The sequence below is a fragment of the Pirellulales bacterium genome (assembly GCA_019694455.1).
Lineage (GTDB): Bacteria > Planctomycetota > Planctomycetia > Pirellulales > JAEUIK01 > JAIBBY01.
The window spans coordinates 52,854-72,587 of record JAIBBY010000003.1; the positions used below are offsets into that span (position 1 = coordinate 52,854).

A 19,734-nucleotide genomic window follows, 5' to 3' on the forward strand; every position below is an offset into this window, starting at 1 on the left:
AAATAGGACCAACTATCTTCCCCTCCACAACTCGATGGGCCGCGCGGTGCCGTTGGCCAATGGCAACTCGATCTTGCGGCCTTGGCCCGCCGACGCGTAGGCCGCCAGGATGATTTCCAATGTGGCGCGGCCATCCTCTCCACTCACGAGCGGCGCCCTGTCGTCGCGCACGCACTCGACAAAGTGAGCCATCTCCTGTGGAAATCCGTAGTTCCAGTTTTCCTCGTACATGGTGAAGCTCCAGCCTTTTGTGCCCCCCGACTTCTCCACGGCGTAGTCATACCCTTGCTTGGAGTAGGTATGGATCGAATTGCCACGCAGCAGATCGGCGTAGGCCTGACCCTCGCCGCCAAACACCTCGGCCCGGTCATCCATGCCTCCTGGCTTTGACCAACTCTCTTCGGCCAGGCCGGTGATGCCTCCCTCGAACTCGACAATGATCAACGCGTCGTCGTCGGCCGTGGTGCGATGGCTATGCACGCTGCTGGTCAAATGCGCGTAGACGCTCTTGGCGCGCGGCGGATTGTCGCCGCCCTTGCCAGACAACAGCCAGCGAAAGAACTGCACCGCGTGACATCCCATGTCGAGGGCGACTCCCCCGCCACTACGCTGTTCGTTGTAGAACCATTCGCTGTGCGGTCCGTCGTGCTTCTCCGATTGCTTCACAAGATGCACGCGCCCCAGCGCGCCAGAATCGACAAGCTGCTTCAGCCGCACGTATTTGGGCGCGAAGCATAATTCTTCGGCGTACATCAACTTCACACCGGCGCGGCGGCAGGCGTCGATCATTCGATCGCATTCGGCCAGCGTCATTGCCATGGGCTTTTCGAGCACCACATGCTTGCCGGCGGCTGCGACATCGAGCACGGCCTGACAGTGCAGGTCGTTGGGAATGCCCAACACCACCAGATCAATTTCCGAGAGATTCAACAGCTCGCGATAATCGGTGAACCAGCGCGGGATCCCTCGCTTTTCGGCGAATTGACGAACGTGTTGTTCGGTAGGACTGGCGACCGCCAAGACCTCCGCATCGGGCACGGTGCGCAGCGCCTCATAGTGAATGGCCGTAATGAATTGACTGCCCAGCAGTCCCACGCCAACCTTGGACATAGCGCGCCTCGAGTCGCCAATGAATTGAAATGCTTGCCGCAAGCAGCGGCAAGTCTGGCGCGACAGGTTGGGCGCGTCAAGCGGCGCGGATCATGGTTCCGCGCATTGTGGCGCGGCGCATTCGGCGGCGACGCCTTCTGGACTGCCGATCGATTCGGCGGGCTTGTCCCCCGCGACACGGTTAGCGCGAGCCATCCGCCAGGCGCTGGGCGCGACCTGCGCGCCCCACAACACAGCGATGGCAAAGCTCGCGAGCGCCGCATACCAATAAACGCTTCCTTGCGGCGCCTCCAGCGCCAGAATGAACGAACCGGAGCAGATCGCCACAATGACCAAACCGACCTTGGCGCCGAACGAATGTTTCTGCTGACTGCGCGCGTGTCGATCGATGGCCGATCGCGCAGAGAGGTTAGCCAGTTCGCGCATCGCCGCCATGTCGTGATTCAGTTCGGCGGCTTTGGCCCGCTCACGGCGCAGCGTGGCGACCGGCTCGGCATCGACCGCCGACGGCGCGGCTACAGCAGCGGCCGCGGGTTTGGGCTCGGCGCGTTTCGTCGGCGTCGGTGGCGCAACGCCTCCCTGTTGTCGTGCTCGAGCCAGCAACTTGGCCATATAGGTGTCGATGGACTCCTCTTCGTCGCCCTCCGCTTCTGATACGGCCGGCAGCGACTGGCTCAATTCCGACGCAGGCGCCACAGGCGTGCCGAGCGAATCGTCGCACTCCGTGTCTTGCTTGAGGATGCCCGCCAGCGCAAGTCGCTGGAACACATCATCCGTCTCAGTATCCGCGCGCGATGCGTTCTTCACTTGGGCGACTTCCACTTCTTCCTGCGGTGGCTCCTCCTGTTTGATTTCAGCCTGCCGCTGGTCTAACTCGGCGCGCTCCGCCTCAAGTTGCTGGCAGCTCGCATGGAGCGCATCGCGTTCCGCGTTCAGTTCGCGGGCGTGCTCGTCGAGTTGGTCTGCCCGTGTCTCTAGCTGCTCCTGCTGTCGACGTTGCTCGTTCAACCATGCCTGCCGTTCAAGCTCCAATGCGGCGCGATCGGCCTCGGCCTGACGTTCCAGATCGGCCACCCGCGCATCGAGTTCGGCGCGCACGTGTTCGAGTTCCGCGGCTTGCCGTTCAAGGTCGGCGCGCTGCTCGGCATTGGCTGCGTCGTTCTGCTGCGTTTGAACTGCCTCGGTATCGGCGCGCTCCTGAGTGTGAGTTTCCAGCTCTCTTTTTTCTTGTTCTAACCGCGCTACGGATTGATCCAGTTCGGACACACGCGCCGCTAAAGTTGCCCGCTGGTCCTCCAACTGTGCGTGCTCGGCCTCCAGTTCTTGGCGTCGAACGTCCCAAGTTGCTTGGTGTTCGCCCAGTTGCTGGCGATAGGTCTGTTCGTTCTTTTCGCGCTCGCGCGCGACTTGATGTCGTTCTTCGACCAACCGCTGCTCTTCGGCGGCCAATGTCGCCCGTTCGCGCTCCAAATTGACATGCGCTTCGGAAAGCGCATCGCGTTGGCGCAATAGTTCTTCGAGTTGCGATTGCCGCTCGCGCTGCCACGCGTCGCGCTCTTGGGCGAGAGCCGCGCTGGCACTGGTCGAACTATGAAGCTGCTGCGCCAGCTCAGCGAGTCGGGCGTCTAGCTGTTGCCGTGTGGCGAGCTGCCATGCGTCCCATTCAGTTTGACGTGAAACGAACGCGCGTTCCGCTGCGGCCAGCGCCGCTTCGGCGTGCTCGAGCTGCTTTGGCGCGTCAGCGCCCTGCAACGCGCTTGCCGGTGGCGCCTGGCGTGCGCGAGGCGTCCTCTCGACTTTCCGCTGCCGAGTCGTGCGCTGCCCTTTCGGTCCCAGGACATCCAACATGCAACCACCAAGGCCAATCTGGTCCCCAGACCGGATTGCTGCTTCGGCGACAGCCTCGCCATTCACTTGCAAGTCGCCGGTCATCGCGCGCAGCAGCGTGTGACGCTCACCGCGCAAGATCCAGCACGCGATTGGAGCGGCGATCTGCAATTGCAGTTGGCAGCGCTCATCGGCGCCGACCAGGCATTTAGACTCCCGCACCGTAATCACCTGGCCGTCGCTGGGACCACCGCGCACTCGCAATCGCAGAGGGCGCGCGGCCTTGCCAAGCAGGGGTGTCGTGCTCGACGTACGCGAACTGCGAATCATGCAGGTCATCTCCAAGAAAGGTCGCTGTGTGCGCATTGCTAGCTCGGTGAGCCAATGGCATGTAGGTCGAAAAATCGCCTAAGTCAAAGTCTTGCTGACGTTTGGCGACGCACCACGCGCAAGAATCGACTGTCGCAATTCTCTCTCGCGCGGGTTGTGGCGGCACATCCCGTACAATACGAATAGCTGCGTGATCTCTCGCAAGCCGAAAAGCGGGCAACCGATTGGCAATCCGCGGAATTGATGAACGATCCGGGCGATACATCAGCGTCAGCACGATTCGAGTTGCCATGTGCGTGCGGCGCTTGGATGCGCGGAGACTGCGCCCCAGCGCCCCTCCACTGCCTTCGCTGCGGCGCCGTGTTGGCGCTCGGCGCGCCCGGTTCTACGGCCGGCGCCACTGATTCACAATTGCGGGACCGCACCACACGGTGGCAACTTCCGCGGTTTTGGAACGCGCGATCGGTTGTTTCACGTCTGGCAAGTTGGTTCACTCTTCCCCGCGCTATCGCCCTGACGATGCTCGCCGTGTTGGCGCTTACTGGCTGGTGGACCTGGGATCGGTATCGATATCGCTTGGCGAAAGCCGAACTAACTAGAAGCTGGCGTGAGGGCTCGGCCGCGTTTGGCAAAGGAGACTTTGCCCGCGCCGAAGCGCTGCTGCGCAACGCCGATCGGGCAGGTCAGATTGTCGGCAGGCACGTCTTGCTGTCGCGGCAGGCCCGGCAATTGCATAGCGAGGCGCAAGTCTGGCTGTCGCTTTGTCCGCGACCCCTCGATGATTTTTTTGTCGAATACTTGGCCGGCGATCCCGCTGCGGCCGTGGCAGCGTTTGATCGAGAGTTAGCAGGTCGCACCCTGGTTTTCGATGGCACGCTGACCCGGAAGCTGGTTCGCGCGCCAGCATCTGCTAAGAAAGATGCGCCCCCGCGCGCCACGTCCAGCCAATATCAAATAGATTGGATTTGGCGGACCGATGCGGTGGAGGTGCGACTGGTCATCGGCGAGCAGCCGGTGCTGGCGAGGTTGCAACTCGAAGAGCCACACCGCGTCGTTTTTGGGGCTCGCCTCGAGAAGTTAGCCCTTGTCTCACCCGGCGATGGGCAGTGGCAGATGCGTCTGGTCCCCTCCGGCGTGGTGTTGCTTACGGCGGCTACCCCATTGGAACAAGCTCACTGGCCAGGCGACGATACCTGGCGGCCGATTCTCGACGAGCAGCGCATCGCGCTGGAGATCATTCCATGACACTCCTGATCGCGATCATGCTCCTCGCTGCCTTTCCGGGTGAGCCACTTGAAGTTCACGAGTTGGAATCGTCGATCGCCAACCATTTGGATCGTGATCTGCGCGTGACCGGCCGCTTTGACTCCTATTCCGCCGGACGCATGCGGTTGATCGATTCCAAAGTTGACTTTCGGCTCGGCCCAGACGTCGCCGTTCATCGCAATCCGCAGTTTGTGGAACTGACTGGGAAACTGAGCCAATCGGGCGGCCACCCAGCTTTTGAAGTCATGTCGCTTGCCAAAATCCCAGGCGAAACGGCGCGTTACGCTGAACTGCGAAAGCTCGTGCAGCCCGGAGATTACACGCTGCTTTACGAACTTGGCCGCTGGGCGGGCGATCGTGGCCGCTGGTACCAAGACGCCGCCCTGCTGCAACTGGCTCGCCAAACCTATCGAGAAGCGTTCCTCTGGGAAGCCGATTCGCTGAGCAAGCCGCGGTCCGCCAATGAGCTGTTGGGCTTAATTGAGCGGGGAGCCGAAGCCGGTATCGATCCGGTCGAGCTATTGCGGCTCAAACATCGCGCGTTGTGGCTCAAGGTCGCTGCGACGCCTCCCAACAACTCGTCTGCGCTTCGCGCCTTGGCTGACGAAGTGCGCAAGACATTGCCGCAGCCTGTTGCCGAAAAGACAACTGTACCTACCGAAGAGGCGCTCACCCGCTATCGGCAATCGCCAGAAGAGGTCTATCTCGACACCCCACTGGCCGAGCGCGACCAATGGCACCGTGCGTTCTATGCGCAATTGCTTGCGCAGGCCATTGAATTGGAAGCGGCCCTGCCCCAGGCCGACCTGGTTGGCTTGGCTCGGGAGATCGAGGAACGTATCCCCGAACACCAAGCACAGGCCCGCGCCTTGGAATTGCGCGCCGCCGAGTCGCGTGCCGTGCAGGTGACGAAACTCAGTCGTGGCGAACTCCTTGGGTTGCGCGAAGCGTTTAATCGATTGGGCGAGCCGGCGCGAGCGCGGCGACTCGCCACCGATTGGTTGTCGGCCGCGCGACGCCGGCTCGAGCCGGCCGACGCGGAAGACCATATCGCGCTGGCCCGCGATTATCTGAGCTGGTTGGACGATCGGACGACGGCCATCGAACTCTATAAGGCCGCGTTCGAAATCGCCGATTCGGCCGAAGCGGTCCGCGGGCTGGAGTCGCTCGGACTGGTCCGGCTGGGGGGCGTGTGGCGGCAACGCGACGAAGCAGCGTCCGGCGATGGCGTGGGTGACTCCGCCGTAGTGCGGCCGGGGGACGCCGAACAGCGTGTGATCGAACTACTGCGCGCGCCGGACCACATTTCACGCACCGCCGGCGCTGGCTGGCTTTTTGAACAGTGGCGCTATGCCGGTCCGCCAGAATTGGTGGTTTATCTGCGGCGCAGCACGGCCACCGGCCGGGCGGTGGTGACACGCGTGGTCGCCCCCTGAAGCGGTCCGACGATGCGGCGTTTTGAACCCACGGCTTGAAAGAAAAGGTCGTGGATTTTTTCGCTGCATATCCATAACGGTTTTGACGATTATCCATACCGGCCGAGGGGGCGCAGTTTCTGCCGGTTTCGGGAGCGACTTTCGGCCGAAAAGTGTCCGACGAGTGTTTCTGCGATCGCTCGCCTGGGTTCATTCCACCAGGCGCCGGCACGCGGAAACGCTGTATGAGCAAGCACTTACCAGCCCTGTCGCGGCGTCGCCGGAATCTTGAATAAATCCGGCGCCATCGCGACCCATTTTGGACTGCCTACGTACTATATTTTGGTTACGCCTTTGCGGAACCAATCGGGCTGGATCAGGGAATAACGGAACCAACTAGAGGCGTTCGCAATCGTTCGAATTTGGCTTGTCTGAAGGGGGGAAATCGCCTTCGGCGCGGCCAGCATCGGACAGCGGAGGGGAAGCAACATGGCACGCAAAGATGCGATTCTGCAGATGCGCCAAAATCTCGTGACGCGGCGCGACGCGCTGCGGCGGGCTTTGGCCGGCGACTTGAGCTCGCTCCACAAGCTCGATGCACAAAGCTCGGGCGACATGCTCGACGCCGCGCTGGATCAGGCCCAGGACGAGATCAACTCTCAACTCGCCGAGGTGGAAAGCCGCGAATTGAGCCAGATCGAAAAAGCGCTGGAGCGCATGAAGGCCGGCCAGTACGGCGTCTGCGAGGTCTGCGCCTCCAAGATCAAGCTCGAACGACTCAAGGCCCTGCCGTATGCCACGATGTGCATCGAGTGCCAGCGCGAGTCGGAGCTCAACGGCGGTGGTTACACCAGCGATCGGTTCTCCTTTCCGGAGGTGGACTACAACGATCGCGACACCACCATCAACGACATCGAGATCGACGTCTAACACTCGCGTATCCCGGTAATTCACCTTGCCGAGATACGAATTCACGCCGATTGTTCGCACTACCAGGCACGCTCGGGTCGACTTGACTCGCCTTCGACCCGGGCGTGCTCTATTTTGTAGCCGCTGGATGACCGCGCGCAATCGCGCTCTAAACACCGCCTGCCGCACTGCATACAATGCCGTTTGTCGTTCGGCGGTTGCTTCAATTCTGGCCGCGCTGGGAGCAGCGGGATGGCTTGGCTACGGAAGATTGCCGTAATTCGAATATTCGCCATTTTGGCGGTCGCTGGCGGCTTGCTGGCCGGGCCGATTGCCAAGGCTCAGGACAGCGGCGAAACTGCCCCTGAATCGCGCGAGCAACTTTACGCCGCGCTGCGCCGCGAGGCGGAACAGTTTCAAAAATGGGGCAACATCGTCAAGCTCGTGGTGCGACTAGTTGGTCCCACGGTCGTTCATATCGAAACCGACAAGGTGGAAAGCCGCCGCGCGGGGGGGAGCCGCATGGTGGAGGAGGCCGGCTCTGGCGTCATCCTCGAAATCAATGGCAACTATTACGTTCTGACCAATTGGCATGTGGTCAAAGGCGCCGAATTGGCCAATATCACCATCGAACTGGCCGATGGTCGGCATCTGCATCCCACCTCCGCCCTCAAGGACGAAAAGACCGACATCGCGGTGCTGGCGGTAAGCGCCAAGAATTTGGTGGCCGCCACCGTTGGCGATAGCGCCAGCATTGAAATTGGCGATTTCGTCCTGGCCGTCGGCAGCCCCTTTGGCTTGAGTCACTCGGTCACCTACGGCATCGTCAGCGCCAAGGGGCGGCGCGATCTTGATCTCGGTTCCAAGGAGGTCGAGTTTCAGGACTTCATTCAGACCGACGCAGCCATCAACCCTGGCAACAGCGGCGGCCCACTGATCAATCTGCAAGGGCAAGTCGTTGGCATCAACACCGCCATCGCCAGCAACTCTGGCGGCAACGAGGGAATCGGCTTTAGCATTCCGATCAACATGGTAATGAAGATCGCGCGGCAATTGATTGACAACGGACGCGTTGTTCGCGCCTTCCTCGGGGTGCGGCTCGACTCCAACTATGGCGCCGAGGAAGCGGAGCGATTAGGGCTAATTCGGCCGCACGGCGCGCTCATCAATGGCATTACTCCCAACTCCCCCGCCCAACAGGCCGAGTTGCAAATTGGCGACGTGGTAATCCGGTTCAATGGCGTGGCCATCGAGGACGACATTCATCTGACCAATGTCGTCAGCCTCACCGAAGTCGGACGCGAGGTGCCCGTCGTCGTGCAGCGCGCCGGACAGCAATTCACGGTGCCGGTGCGGGTGGGGAACCGCGAACAACTCGAAGCGCGTGCGCAGACTGCTCCCCGGCAGGGACCGGCCGATCCACAGCAGCACAGCGTGGAACCATCCGGCGCATTGCAATAAGGTCGCGACGACGCGATTTTCCATCGTTTGCGCTTACATCGAAGCGCGCTTCAAGCGGCGAATGATCTCGGACCGCACCGCGTCCGGATCGAAATTCGTCACCACGTCGATATTCCGCCGCCAGACCGGTGGCATCCGCCGGTCGAACACCGTGGCGCCAGTCGTCAACTCGCCGCGGGTCTCCACGTCAACCGCCATCACGTCGGTGCTGAATAGTTGCGGCTCGATTACCGTCATCAGCGCCACGGCATCGTGGACATGAATCCCCTCGAATCCCAACAATTGATGGTGCGTGCGGTAGGCGTGTGGCAGCACACGACGCAAGAACTTGCCCACGCGCGTCACGTCGGGGGGCAACTGGTCGAGCAGATCATAGGTCATCACCACTTGTCCGGTGATGTCGAGCGGAACCAGCGTCTTGGTCAGGGGCGAGCGGAGCACCTCGCGCGCCGAGACCGGATCGCAATAAATATTGAACTCGGCCGCCGGAGTGGCGTTGCCCGGCGCTTCAACGCTCCCTCCCATGATGACGAGTTGATTCACCAAGTCGGGCAGATCGGGAGACCGCTTGAGCGCCCGCGCGATGTTGGTCAAAGGGCCCAAGGCGACAATCGTGACCTCGCCCGGCGACTGCCGCAGCACGTCGGCGATGACCTTTTCCGCCGGATGCACATTGTGCAGTTCGGCCACCTCAAAATGGGTGTTGCCCAGTCCATCGGCGCCATACAGGTGCGTGGTGTCGGTTGGCAACCCATGGTCCGGATCGCTGGCGGCGCCGATGCGTGGCAACCGTGGAGGGTCGAGTTGCTCGATGATCGCCTGCACGTTGCGCGTGGCCCGCACGGCATCGACGTTGCCCGCGACCGCCGTTACGGCCTCGACTTCCAGCGCTTCGTCAAACAGCGCAATCGACAGGGCCAATGCATCGTCGATGCCCGGATCGACGTCGAGGATTACCTTGCGAGCCACACTGCACTCCCTAGCGGGTGGGGTCCGGCGTTAATGAACGCGATTCTAATGCCGCCACCTGGGTTGTGTCATCCGCGAATCGCGCAACTGGGCCCTCATTCAACCGGCGGCCTTGGCCGGGGCCACGCGATAGGCGTCGCGTTCAAGCACGAATGGTTGCACTGGGCTGGTCACCACCTTCACCCGCACCGGGGGCGCCTTGCCTCCCTGGTCGACCTGGACTCGCAGGATATTTCGGGCCGTGCGAAAGGGATGGTCATACACCCAGGTGTGGCCGTCGCCATGGAGATACAACACCGGCTTCTTGAGCGTCACCGCGGCCTGCTCCAACCGGTCGAAAAAAGGGTTGGTCGCGCCATCTTTTCGCCCTGGCCCCGAGTGTCCGAACACCACGAGATGGGTGATTTCCGCGCGATGGGCCTCGACTTGCTGGTCTAGCCAATCGGCGTCTTGTGTCATGCGCTGCCGCCATTCGTCGCGATGGTGCACCAGTCCGCCCACAAGGTTAAGTCCGACGAACAGCGCGCCGCCGTTAAAAAACGCAAAGTTCTCCGGTCGCGCTTCTTGTCGAGCCACCGACAACTGATGGGGTTGGCGATCTTCAAATCGCAAGAAATGCTTGGACCACAAGGCCCATGCTTTCTTCGGGCCAATGCTCCAGCACTCGTTCCATTCGTTGTCGCCGGGAATAATAAAGAGTGGATGCGTGCTGGCGGCGAGCGTTTTGGCCACTTTGGCGTAGGCTTCTTCACGGCAGGGGTCACGGCCACGTTTGATGTCGCCCACATGGATAACGAACAACAGACTCGGGTCGGCATTGGTGGCGGCGATTTGCTCCACCAGCATCCGCTCTTCCTCGCGTGAGTACGGAATGTCTCCCAGGGCCGCGAAGGTCACCGTCACTTGCGGACGTGTGGCCGCGCCGTCCGCCCCTATGGAGGACGGCAAAGGCGTCATTAACACAAGCAGAAACGCCACGAGCACGAAGCGAAAACAATGCGACACGGTGTGATTCTCTCGATACGTAGTTCGACTGGCCAACGTTGTATCCGGCGCCATCGTATCAAATAGCTGCCGCTGGGTGGGCGACTTCGCCAGCGGGCTTGGGTATAAAATCAGAAAGCGATCGACAGCCCCCGAGACCGAACGTTGCGCATGCGCTATCCACTGCGCTATCAAGTGTTTGTACCGATGTCGCTGACCATGCTGGCGACGGTGATCGCCATTTGTGTGCTCACCGGCTGGTTGGCCACGCGCCGCGCCTACCGGCAGGTGCAATACGATCTTGACCGAATTGCCGATACGCTCCAAGCCAGCGCCTTTCCGCTCAACAACGCCACCCTGGAGAAAATGCGCGGACTCTCCGGCGCCGAGTTTGTTTTATTGCGCGCTGGCCGCACCGTCGCCAGCAGCCGCGATTGGCCCCAGCCGGTGGAACAAGTCTTGGGCGCCGCCAACTCGCCGGCGCCCGCCGGTCTGGGACGTTCGGTGATGCTCGGGGGCGAGGCCTATTTCGAGCGGCAAGTCGCCATCACTGCCAGCGCCTCCAATGAGGCCGGCATGAGCCTGTTTGCGCTATATCCGGAAACGGCTTGGCGAGCAGCGCGGCGCGAGGCCATATTCCCCTCCTTCGTGGCAGGCTTGGCCGGCATCCTGGCCACGGCTGTGGTGGCCGTGATGGTGTCGCGGCGAGTGACCCAACCCATTCGCGTGGTCGCCGAGCGCATGGAAAGACTGGCCAGCGGCGTCTTTGAGCAATCGCCGACGCCCGCACGCAACGACGAGGTGCGCGATCTGGTAGTGACAGCCAATTGGCTGGCGCATGAACTATCACAATTGCATCAGGCGATTCGCCGCGGCGAGCGGCTGACGCTGTTGGGGCGATTGAGCGGCGGCTTGGCGCATCAATTGCGCAACGGCGTCACCGGGGCACGGCTCGCAATGCAGTTGCACCGGCGCGCGTGTGATGTCGACGAAGAAAGCCTGCAAACAGCCCTCCGTCAGCTAGATTTGGTCGAGGAGCAGTTGTGCGGCTTCTTGTCGCTTGGCAAGCAACAGTTGTGTCGGACCAGCGATTGCGATCTGCGGCAATTGGCTAAGGACGTGCAAGCATTGATCCAACCGAACTGCGCCCATCGTCAAGTGATTCTGCAACTCGAACTGCCTAACGAGCCGCTCGTGGTGTGCGGCGACCTGGCTCAGATGAGGCAGCTTTTGTTGAATCTGACCATCAACGCCTTGGAAGCGGTCGAGGCCTGCGCGCATCGCATCGTGACAATTCGCCTCGAACGGCTCGCGCAGTCGGCGCGCGTCTTGGTATGCGACACTGGCCCGGGCGTCGCGACAGCAGTCGAAGCCGATCTCTTTGAACCCTTCGCTAGTTCCAAGCCCGAGGGAATAGGGCTTGGGCTTGCCGTCGCCAGTCAAATCGCCAGATCGCATGGCGGCTCGTTGACCTATCGGCGGCAAAACGGTGAAACGTGTTTTGAGTGGCATGTGCCGCTGGCCGCTCCCGCGGCGCGCTCGGCTCAGGAAGCTGAACTTACAGCGGCTGCGAAAGGATAACGTCCATGTCGACCGTCATGATCGTCGACGATGAACAAGCCATTGCCTGGGCGCTGACCAGATTGGCGCGAGAAGAAGGCCACCAGACGCTGGTCGCCGCCTCGGCGGAAGACGCCGTGCGCCAGGCCAAGGGCCAATCCCTCCAACTCGTGTTTCTCGATGTGCGCCTGCCGGGCGCCAGCGGGCTGGACGTCATGCGGCAATTGGCCGCTGGGAACGGCAAGCCGCGCATCGTAGTGATGACCGCCTTTGGCGACTTGGATGTGGCGGTCCGATCCTTTGGACAGGGCGCCTTTGAATATCTTGTCAAACCGTTCGACCTCGATGCGGCGCTCCAGGTGATGCGACGAGCGCTGGCCACATCTCAAAGCTCGACAAATCAGCCGCAGCATGTCTCATCGCCCGACCTGCTGCTGGGACGCTGCCCCGCCATGCAGGAGGTCTTTAAGCGCATCGCCATGGTCGCCCGCAGCGACGCGAATGTGATCGTCAGCGGGGAAAGCGGCGTCGGCAAGGAATTGGTGGCTCGCGCCATCCACGAACATTCCGCGCGCGTCGATGGACCCTGGGCGATGATGCATTTTCCCGCCATGAGTCCGCCGTGGCTTGATGATGCTCTCGAAGGGCCCAATGGGCTATCCGCCGCTGTGGGCGGAACGCTGTTGCTGAGCGATATTGGCGAGGCGTCGCTCGATGTCCAAGCTCAACTGCTCCACGCGCTGGAACAAACCTTCAGCGCCGCGGCATGGGGAGCTGGCGATTCGCCCTCGCGCATTCGCCTGATGGCGACGACCCGTCGCGATCTGAAAGAGGAAATTCGCGCGGGCCGATTTCGTGAGGATCTGTACTATCGCCTGGCCATGTTCGAAATCGACGTGCCCCCTTTGCGGTCTCGCGGAGACGACGTGCGATTGTTGGCCGAACGCTTTCTGGCCGAGGAGTCGGGCGCCGCGCGCGGATTGCGACTTTCGTCCTCCGCGTTGCAATTGCTGCTTGGTTACGATTGGCCCGGTAATGTGCGCGAACTGCGCAACGTGGTGCGCGCCGCGGCGCTGGTCGCGCGCGAGGGGGAGATCCACGCCGAGCATGTGGCCATTGGCGACAGCGATTCCACGCACGATGAACAACTACTAGGCGCGGTGCGCGATTGGACCCAGCGCCGCCTGGCGGAAGCCAACGAGCCGTTGAACCTCTATGAGAAATTCCTGCTCACGGCGGAAAAACCGCTCTTCGATGCGGTACTCGCGCGCACCGGCAACAACCGCGCGCTAGCGGCGGAGATGCTCGGCATGCACCGCGCCACTTTGCGAAAAAAATTGGGTACGACCGACTAGCTGGTTATTTCAAATCGACCGACCAGTAGGCGTTGTCCAAGAACGACTTCCAACTTTCGTACTTGGGATTGCCCAGCTTGATGGTCAACTGCGGGCTGCGTTTGGGTTTGAACGGCGGTCGCACCAGCTTCATGTTTGCCTCCAGCGGCGTGCGACCACCCTTCTTCACGTTGCAACGCACACAGGCGCAAACAATGTTCTCCCAGGTTGTGTCGCCTCCCCGGCTGCGCGGCACAACGTGATCGAGGCTCAACTCAGTCGTTGGAAATCGCTTGCCGCAGTATTGGCAGCGGTTGCTGTCGCGGGCAAAGATGTTCCGTCGATTGAAACGAATCGTCTGTTTCGGCAAGCGCTCATAGAACAGCAGCCGGATTACGCGCGGCACTTGCAACTCAAAGTTGACAGCGCGAATCCAATCGTCGTCCTTTTCCTTGAAGTTCGCGCGCAGTTCACTCACCTCGCGCCAGGAATCGAAGGTGTGGTTGGCGTACTGGCCGTCTTCCACATGGATGACCTCGGCCAGATCGCGAAACAACAATCCGAGCGCACGACGCACGTTCACAACATGAACGGCGAGATATGAGCGATTCAGTACGAGCACGCTTGCGCTCAGCGCCTCGCTGCCGACAGCCAGACTCGACATATGGCATGCCTCCGGGACCAGTGTAGAAAACGTCCGTGCCTTCCTGAGAAGCGCGTCTTCTGCGGAAGGAGTTCGCCTCGAATATTGGTCAGCGGTCGCAACTATTCTATCGGCCGTCCTTGCGCCAGGCCAGCGGACACCGGCCGGCGACCACGGCACAAAGTCATTGCCGGGCAACACCATAACGCCACGGCCTCACGGCGCCTGCAGGCCGGTTGGCACACGGAAATGCGCCACGCAGAAAGGGCGAGTCCGCGATTTTGATCCATCAAAATTCGCGAGAACCCGGGCTTGCCGATCTCTTTCGGATGCTATTAGGATGAAACTACGAGACGGGGATGAGCCCCGCCAACACACCAGCACGCCGGCCCGCCAGGCCGACCTAGCCACAGGACTCGCGCCGCATGATTCACTATTCGTGTGACCTGTGTAAACGAGAGATTGACACCGACAACGACCAGCGGTTCGTCATTCGGGTCGATATCTCGCAAGACATCGATCCGGCCGCGCTGGAAGCAGCGGATGACGACCGCGACTATCTGGATGAAATGCAAGACGCGCTCCAACGACTGGGAGACGACGAATACGCCGCGGATCTGGTGGACAAGCAATTGTGCTTTGATCTTTGCTCCGAGTGCGCCAGAAAATTCGCTAAGAACCCCTTGGGCGCGGGGCGGCAGATTGAGTTCAGCGAAAACTAGCCTTGCTGCGGCGCGACCGCCCCTCTTAATTTCTTCCGCGTGTTGCCTACGACATGGTGTGGCGCCGGCAATTCCGTCATGATCCATGGGCGCTGCTGGCCGTCATCATTTTGTCTGCGATCGTCGCTTGGCTGTCGCGCGACAATCCAGCGCCCTCCCACACTCAGCCCCCGCTCGCGACCAGCGCTTCGACAGTCGCCCGAGTGGTCGATGGCGACACACTGTTGATGGAAGATCACAGCCGGGTACGGCTCATTGGCGTCGACACACCAGAAACCAAGAAAGAAAACACGCCCGTCCAGCCGTGGGGGCCAGAAGCCTCGCGATTTACCCGCAATTTGATCGACGACCAAAATGGCCAAGTGCGACTGGAATTCGATCGCGAGCAGATCGACCAATACGGGCGAAAATTGGCCTATGTTTGGGTGGGCGATCGGCTACTGAACGAAGAATTGCTGCGCGCCGGTTTGGCGCGTGCGCTCTTCAATCATCCCTATTCGCCCGACATGAAAGACCGCTTTCGACGCGCGCAGGACTCCGCCAAGCGGGATCGCACCGGCATTTGGTCTGATGCGTCCTCCGCGCCAAGGCGTCAATCAGGTGGTTTGCAGGCGAATCGGCCCCTATAATTGGGCATAGTCCCACCGGCGCGTGGCCCGGCGCCTTTCTTCCCTGCCTGCCGAGCGGCCCCTGCAGCGATTCCCACCCAGGTACGATCGAATGCGGCTGTCATGCAAGCGAGCGACGTTGTCGCGGTGGTTGCCAACCACAATCGCCTGTTGGGCATTGGGTTGTCTTCAGGCTTTGGCTGGCGAATCGGCCGCGCCGCCGTTTTCGGTCGATCAACTGCAACCGTTTGTCGCCAAATATTGCGCCGATTGTCATAGCGGCGACGAAGCCGAAGCCCAACTGGCATTGGACCGATATGCCGATTTGGACGCGATACTCAAAGATCGCGATCGCTGGGAGAAAGTGCGCGACTATGTGCAGATGGGACTAATGCCGCCGGAAAATGTGCCGCGCCCCAACACGCCGGAAGTGACCGCTTTCTGCGACTGGCTCACCGGCGAGTTGGAAAAAGCCGACGCGGCCGAACCCAACAATCCGGGACGCGTCACCATGCGGCGGCTGAATCGTGCGGAGTACTACAACACGATTCGCGACCTGGTGGGCATCGATTTTGAGCCCACCAAGGACTTTCCCACCGATGAGGTGGGGTATGGCTTCGACAACATTGGCGACGTCTTGGCGCTGCCACCCACTTTGTTGGAAAAGTACCTCGCGGCCGCCGAACAGATCACTGAGCGGGCGATACTGACCGAACCGCCGAAACCGCCCCTCGCGAGTTTTGATCCCGGCGATTGCGAAGCTACAGGAGGCGCCGACAAATCGGGCTCGATCTCCTCGTCCGGAGAGCTTGCCGCGATGTTCCCATCAGCCCAGGAGGGCGAATACGCGATTCGAATCACCGCGTTTGGCGCTCAGGCGGGAGATGAGCCGGTCCGCATGGAAGTTCGTTTGGACGGTAAACCCGTGCGAGTGATCGACGTGTCGGCCGTCGAGGATCAGCCGGAGGTTTACGAGGCCCGCGCTCGGTTGCCCCTCGGAGATCGCCGAATCTCGACGGCGTTCGTCAACGATTACTACCAGCCAGACGATCCCGATCCCGGCAATCGCGACCGCAATCTGACCGTGCTGCGATTCGAAGTGGAAGGGCCGCTCGATCGGCCGCTCGAATTTCCAGAGACACATCGCCGAATCCTCTTCAAAACTCCGGCGCCACTGGCCGATGCGGCGGACTACGACGCCTGCGCCCGCGAGGTGCTCGCTCGCTTTGCCAGTCGCGCCTACCGGAGGCCGGCGACGCCAGAAGAAGTCGAGCGACTGGTCGCGTTGGTGCGGATCGCGCGGGAGTCGGGAGACTCGTTTGAACGTGGTGTGCAGGTGGCAGTGCAGGCGATCTTGGTTTCGCCGCACTTTCTTTATCGGGTTGAACTCAACGACAACGCGGCGCCCGGTCAGCCATACGAGATCAACGACTACGAGCTTGCTTCGCGGATGTCATACTTTCTTTGGAGCAGCCTCCCAGACGAAGAGCTGACGCAGCTTGCCGCCGCGGGCAAACTTCGAAATCCGGCGGTTCGAGAAGCGCAAACTCGCCGCATGTTGGCCGACGCTAAATCGGCGGCACTGGTCGACAATTTCGCGTCGCAATGGTTGCAAATTCGCAACCTCGACACGGTCTCGCCCGATCCCAAGCTGTTTCCAAGCTTCGATCCCAAGATGCGCGCCGCGATGCGCCAAGAAACGTTGCTGTTTTTCGATTCCATCGTGCGCGAGGATCGCAGCGTGCTCGATTTGATCGCCGCCGACTACACGTTTGTCAACGAGCAACTTGCCAAGCATTACGGTATTGAAGGGGTCAAGGGGGAAGAGTTCCGCAAAGTGCAATCTGCCCAGCAGCATCGCGGCGGTGTGCTCACACAGGGGAGCGTGCTGACGGTGACCTCCGACCCCACCCGTACATCGCCAGTAAAGCGCGGCAAATGGGTGCTCGGGCAAATTCTTGGCGCCCCTCCTCCGCCACCGCCACCAGGTGTGGGTGAATTGAAAATCGATCCCAAGGTCGACACATCAGCAAGCTTGCGCGCGCAGTTTGAGCAACATCGCGCCGATGCGAGTTGCGCCGCATGCCATCGACAAATGGACCCCCTCGGATTCGGATTGGAAAATTACAACGCCATTGGGGCCTGGCGCGAAAAAGAGGGCGATACTCCGGTCGATGCTTCCGGCGAAATGCCCGGCGGCGCCACCTTTAGCGGTCCCACCGGTTTGCAGCAGGTGCTGCTCGCCCGGGCCGACCAGTTTCGTCGTACGCTGGCGTCACAATTGCTCACTTACGCCCTCGGCCGCGGCGTGGAACGTTACGATCGCCGCGCCATCGAGCGGATTCGGGCGGCGTTGGTCGCCGATGCAGACAAGTTCTCGCGACTGGTTGTGGAGATTGTCGCGAGCGATCCATTCCGCATGCGTCGCGCGCCAGACGCCGCAAACGAGTCGCACGTCACAGGAGGTTAGAGATGTCGAAACACTGGCGGATTTCGCGCCGCATGTTGCTCAAAGGTCTCGGCGCCGGGTTGGCGCTGCCTTTGTTCGACGCGATGGCGCCGACGCGGCTGCGCGCGAGCGAAGCGCAGCAATCGCCCAATCGGATGGCGATCGTCTTTGTTCCCAACGGAGTGCAGATGCCCGATTGGACGCCCACAGGCGAGGGGCGCGACTATCAGCTTTCGCCGACGCTGCAAACCCTGGCAGCGCAGAAGAATGACTTCTGCGTGCTATCCGGCCTGACGCAAAACTGGGCCCGCGCACATGGCGACGGCGGCGGCGATCACGCCCGCAGCGCCGCCACGTTTCTCACCGGCGCGCATCCTTATAAGACCGATGGCGCCAATCTCCGCGCCGGCATCTCGGCCGATCAAGTCGCCGCGGAGAAGTTGGCCCATCACACGCGCCTCGCATCGCTCGAGTTGGGGTGCGAAAAAGGACTGCAGGCCGGCAACTGCGATTCCGGATATAGCTGCGCCTACTCCGCCAACATCGCTTGGCGCTCGCCAACCACGCCGATGGTCAAAGAGGTCAATCCGCGACTTGTCTTTGAACGCCTTTTTGGCGGCGACGGCGCCAGTGGGTCGGCCGAGGCGCGGGAGCGACGGCAACATTACCGCCAGAGCGTGATCGATTTTGTGCGCGAAGATGCCCAGCGCCTGCGCGGACACTTAGGGCAAACTGACCGCGGCAAGTTGGACGAGTACCTCACCGCGGTGCGCGACATCGAAACGCGGATCGAGCGCGCGGAACAGTTCGCGCTGCGGCAATTGCCAACTGTCGACAAACCGGAAGGCATCCCTAAGGACTACGTCGATCATATTCGCATCATGTGCGATCTGTTGGTGTTGGCCTTGCAAACCGATTCCACGCGTGTTGTCACCTTCATGCTCGGCAATGAGGGAAGCAACCGCCCGTATCGCTTCATCGATGTGCCAGAAGGGCATCACGCGCTCACCCACCACAGTGGCGACCAGGCCAAGCAGGCCAAGGTGGCCAAGATCAATCGCTTTCATCTGGAGCAATTCGCGTACCTGCTGGAGCGCATGAAATCGATCGCCGAGGGGGACGGCAACTTGCTCGATCATTCGATGGTCGTTTACGGATCCGGCATTGGCGACGGCAATCGCCATAACCACGACGACTTGCCGTTGCTCCTGGCCGGTCGTGGCTGTGGCACGCTGGAACCAGGTCGGCATGTGCGATATGCCAACGAAACCCCGCTCAATAATCTATGGCTGGCCCTGCTGGACCGTATGGATGCAGGCGTCGAATCGCTGGGTGATAGCACCGGCAGATTGGGTTCGCTGCTCGCGTGACGGGACGGCGGCGCCGCCACCGCGACGGGCCGTCAGGCGGCGCCATAGTCAAATCAAAAGCGACATACCCACAAACTCGTAAAAAACTGCTATTGACCGCCTCTCTCGCGGCGACATAGGCTACGCCAGTCGAGTGTGCTCATGAAGTGGCATACGGTGATTGCCCCGTAGTCACGCGGATCAGAGACACGGGCATCGCATCGAACCATCGCGTTTCAGGGTGAAGGCGCCCTCTTCGTTAGCGGTGGTGGCCCGACAACTGCCGGGCACAGTTTGCCTCCGAGCTGCCGTGAATGGTTGTGCGGTCTGGTTAGGCCATGCAAAGCACGCCGCAGCGCTGGAGTGCTAGCACGATCGAAGCTAGCCTCTCAAATCGTCATGAAGGCGACGGCCAAACACGCACGCGCTTCCCGCAAGGCGCGTCGCGGCCGATCGATCGAATACATAGCAAGAAGGATAAATCTTAGGAGGGAGTGAGACATGTTGGTGCTCAGCAGAAAGCAAGGAGAGCGGATCGTTGTGGGCGGGAATATCGAGATCATTGTCACCGAGCTGAGTGGCAATCGAGTGCGAATCGGCGTCTCGGCCCCGCTCGAAGTTTCGATTCGCCGCGGCGAACTCAAGGCCGAAACCGATCAAGAAGCCGACGTCGCAGACCCCTGGTCCGCATGCATCTGATTCTCGGAATGGAACGCTGGACACCTGCAAGGCTCGGTGAAACTTTGCATCCAGACCTTCGCAGGGCGGCGTTGCCTGTCGCCCATGTAGCTCGCGAGC

General features: G+C 61.3%; 16 protein-coding genes. 11 read left to right on the plus strand and 5 right to left on the minus strand.

Annotation, left to right across the window (positions count from 1 at the left end; translation table 11 throughout):
* Positions 1-12: 12 nt before the first annotated feature.
* Both K1X71_02410 and K1X71_02415 read right to left on the minus strand, forming a co-directional pair.
* The gene (locus tag K1X71_02410) at positions 13-1,110 is read right to left on the minus strand and encodes a Gfo/Idh/MocA family oxidoreductase (protein MBX7071974.1); all 1,098 of its coding nucleotides are present in this window, start codon (positions 1,108-1,110) and stop codon (positions 13-15) included.
* A gap of 90 nt (positions 1,111-1,200) precedes the next feature.
* Positions 1,201-3,267 carry a hypothetical protein gene (locus K1X71_02415; protein ID MBX7071975.1) on the minus strand — a complete coding sequence of 689 codons (2,067 nt, stop codon included), beginning with the start codon at positions 3,265-3,267 and terminating at the stop codon, positions 1,201-1,203.
* Positions 3,268-3,786: 519 nt separating this feature from the next.
* Between K1X71_02415 and K1X71_02420 the strand changes: the two genes are divergently transcribed.
* The 4 genes from K1X71_02420 (at position 3,787) to K1X71_02435 (ending at position 8,318) form a co-directional block, all read left to right on the plus strand.
* Complete coding sequence (locus tag K1X71_02420; protein MBX7071976.1) at positions 3,787-4,512, plus strand: hypothetical protein; 726 nt, start codon at positions 3,787-3,789, stop codon at positions 4,510-4,512.
* Positions 4,509-5,969 (plus strand): hypothetical protein, encoded by a 1,461-nt coding sequence (locus K1X71_02425; GenBank protein ID MBX7071977.1) that lies wholly within the window; start codon positions 4,509-4,511, stop codon positions 5,967-5,969. The genes K1X71_02420 and K1X71_02425 overlap by 4 nt, the downstream gene beginning before the upstream one ends.
* A gap of 468 nt (positions 5,970-6,437) precedes the next feature.
* Complete coding sequence (locus K1X71_02430; protein MBX7071978.1) at positions 6,438-6,878, plus strand: TraR/DksA family transcriptional regulator; 441 nt, start codon at positions 6,438-6,440, stop codon at positions 6,876-6,878.
* A gap of 231 nt (positions 6,879-7,109) precedes the next feature.
* The gene (locus K1X71_02435; GenBank protein MBX7071979.1) at positions 7,110-8,318 is read left to right on the plus strand and encodes a trypsin-like peptidase domain-containing protein; all 1,209 of its coding nucleotides are present in this window, start codon (positions 7,110-7,112) and stop codon (positions 8,316-8,318) included.
* A 33-nt stretch (positions 8,319-8,351) separates the two neighbouring features.
* On the opposite strand, the gene K1X71_02440 is transcribed toward K1X71_02435, so the two are convergent.
* Complete coding sequence (locus K1X71_02440) at positions 8,352-9,287, minus strand: nucleoside hydrolase (GenBank protein ID MBX7071980.1); 936 nt, start codon at positions 9,285-9,287, stop codon at positions 8,352-8,354.
* A 99-nt stretch (positions 9,288-9,386) separates the two neighbouring features.
* On the minus strand, positions 9,387-10,292 hold the full coding sequence (locus K1X71_02445) for a metallophosphoesterase (protein MBX7071981.1): 906 nt from the start codon (positions 10,290-10,292) through the stop codon (positions 9,387-9,389).
* Between the two features lie 150 nt (positions 10,293-10,442).
* On the opposite strand from K1X71_02445, the gene K1X71_02450 reads away from it, so the two are divergent.
* Together K1X71_02450 and K1X71_02455 are read left to right on the plus strand one after the other, a co-directional pair.
* Positions 10,443-11,852: a HAMP domain-containing histidine kinase gene (locus K1X71_02450; protein MBX7071982.1), complete on the plus strand. Its 1,410-nt coding sequence runs from the start codon at positions 10,443-10,445 to the stop codon at positions 11,850-11,852.
* A gap of 5 nt (positions 11,853-11,857) precedes the next feature.
* Positions 11,858-13,186, plus strand: coding sequence for a sigma-54 dependent transcriptional regulator (locus K1X71_02455; GenBank protein ID MBX7071983.1), 1,329 nt, complete (start codon positions 11,858-11,860; stop codon positions 13,184-13,186).
* Positions 13,187-13,190: 4 nt separating this feature from the next.
* Here K1X71_02455 and K1X71_02460 read toward each other — a convergent pair whose 3' ends face one another.
* Positions 13,191-13,829 (minus strand): HNH endonuclease, encoded by a 639-nt coding sequence (locus K1X71_02460; GenBank protein ID MBX7071984.1) that lies wholly within the window; start codon positions 13,827-13,829, stop codon positions 13,191-13,193.
* Positions 13,830-14,233: 404 nt separating this feature from the next.
* Between K1X71_02460 and K1X71_02465 the strand changes: the two genes are divergently transcribed.
* The 5 genes from K1X71_02465 to K1X71_02485 all read left to right on the plus strand — a co-directional run bounded on the left by K1X71_02465 (position 14,234) and on the right by K1X71_02485 (position 19,635).
* The gene (locus K1X71_02465) at positions 14,234-14,530 is read left to right on the plus strand and encodes a hypothetical protein (protein ID MBX7071985.1); all 297 of its coding nucleotides are present in this window, start codon (positions 14,234-14,236) and stop codon (positions 14,528-14,530) included.
* Between the two features lie 53 nt (positions 14,531-14,583).
* Positions 14,584-15,159 (plus strand): thermonuclease family protein, encoded by a 576-nt coding sequence (locus K1X71_02470; protein ID MBX7071986.1) that lies wholly within the window; start codon positions 14,584-14,586, stop codon positions 15,157-15,159.
* A 91-nt stretch (positions 15,160-15,250) separates the two neighbouring features.
* On the plus strand, positions 15,251-17,608 hold the full coding sequence (locus K1X71_02475) for a DUF1592 domain-containing protein (GenBank protein MBX7071987.1): 2,358 nt from the start codon (positions 15,251-15,253) through the stop codon (positions 17,606-17,608).
* 2 nt (positions 17,609-17,610) lie between these two features.
* Positions 17,611-18,957 (plus strand): DUF1552 domain-containing protein, encoded by a 1,347-nt coding sequence (locus K1X71_02480; GenBank protein MBX7071988.1) that lies wholly within the window; start codon positions 17,611-17,613, stop codon positions 18,955-18,957.
* 480 nt (positions 18,958-19,437) lie between these two features.
* Positions 19,438-19,635: a carbon storage regulator gene (locus K1X71_02485; GenBank protein MBX7071989.1), complete on the plus strand. Its 198-nt coding sequence runs from the start codon at positions 19,438-19,440 to the stop codon at positions 19,633-19,635.
* Positions 19,636-19,734 lie beyond the last annotated feature (99 nt).

Coding starts and splice junctions, on each gene's coding strand:
- K1X71_02410 (MBX7071974.1), bottom strand. CDS start 1,110: ATGTCCAAGGTTGGCGTGGGACTGCTGGGCAGTCAATTCATTACGGCC.
- K1X71_02415 (MBX7071975.1), bottom strand. CDS start 3,267: ATGATTCGCAGTTCGCGTACGTCGAGCACGACACCCCTGCTTGGCAAG.
- K1X71_02420 (MBX7071976.1), top strand. CDS start 3,787: ATGCTCGCCGTGTTGGCGCTTACTGGCTGGTGGACCTGGGATCGGTAT.
- K1X71_02425 (MBX7071977.1), top strand. CDS start 4,509: ATGACACTCCTGATCGCGATCATGCTCCTCGCTGCCTTTCCGGGTGAG.
- K1X71_02430 (MBX7071978.1), top strand. CDS start 6,438: ATGGCACGCAAAGATGCGATTCTGCAGATGCGCCAAAATCTCGTGACG.
- K1X71_02435 (MBX7071979.1), top strand. CDS start 7,110: ATGGCTTGGCTACGGAAGATTGCCGTAATTCGAATATTCGCCATTTTG.
- K1X71_02450 (MBX7071982.1), top strand. CDS start 10,443: ATGCGCTATCCACTGCGCTATCAAGTGTTTGTACCGATGTCGCTGACC.
- K1X71_02455 (MBX7071983.1), top strand. CDS start 11,858: ATGTCGACCGTCATGATCGTCGACGATGAACAAGCCATTGCCTGGGCG.
- K1X71_02460 (MBX7071984.1), bottom strand. CDS start 13,829: ATGTCGAGTCTGGCTGTCGGCAGCGAGGCGCTGAGCGCAAGCGTGCTC.
- K1X71_02465 (MBX7071985.1), top strand. CDS start 14,234: ATGATTCACTATTCGTGTGACCTGTGTAAACGAGAGATTGACACCGAC.
- K1X71_02470 (MBX7071986.1), top strand. CDS start 14,584: ATGGTGTGGCGCCGGCAATTCCGTCATGATCCATGGGCGCTGCTGGCC.
- K1X71_02475 (MBX7071987.1), top strand. CDS start 15,251: ATGCGGCTGTCATGCAAGCGAGCGACGTTGTCGCGGTGGTTGCCAACC.
- K1X71_02480 (MBX7071988.1), top strand. CDS start 17,611: ATGTCGAAACACTGGCGGATTTCGCGCCGCATGTTGCTCAAAGGTCTC.
- K1X71_02485 (MBX7071989.1), top strand. CDS start 19,438: ATGTTGGTGCTCAGCAGAAAGCAAGGAGAGCGGATCGTTGTGGGCGGG.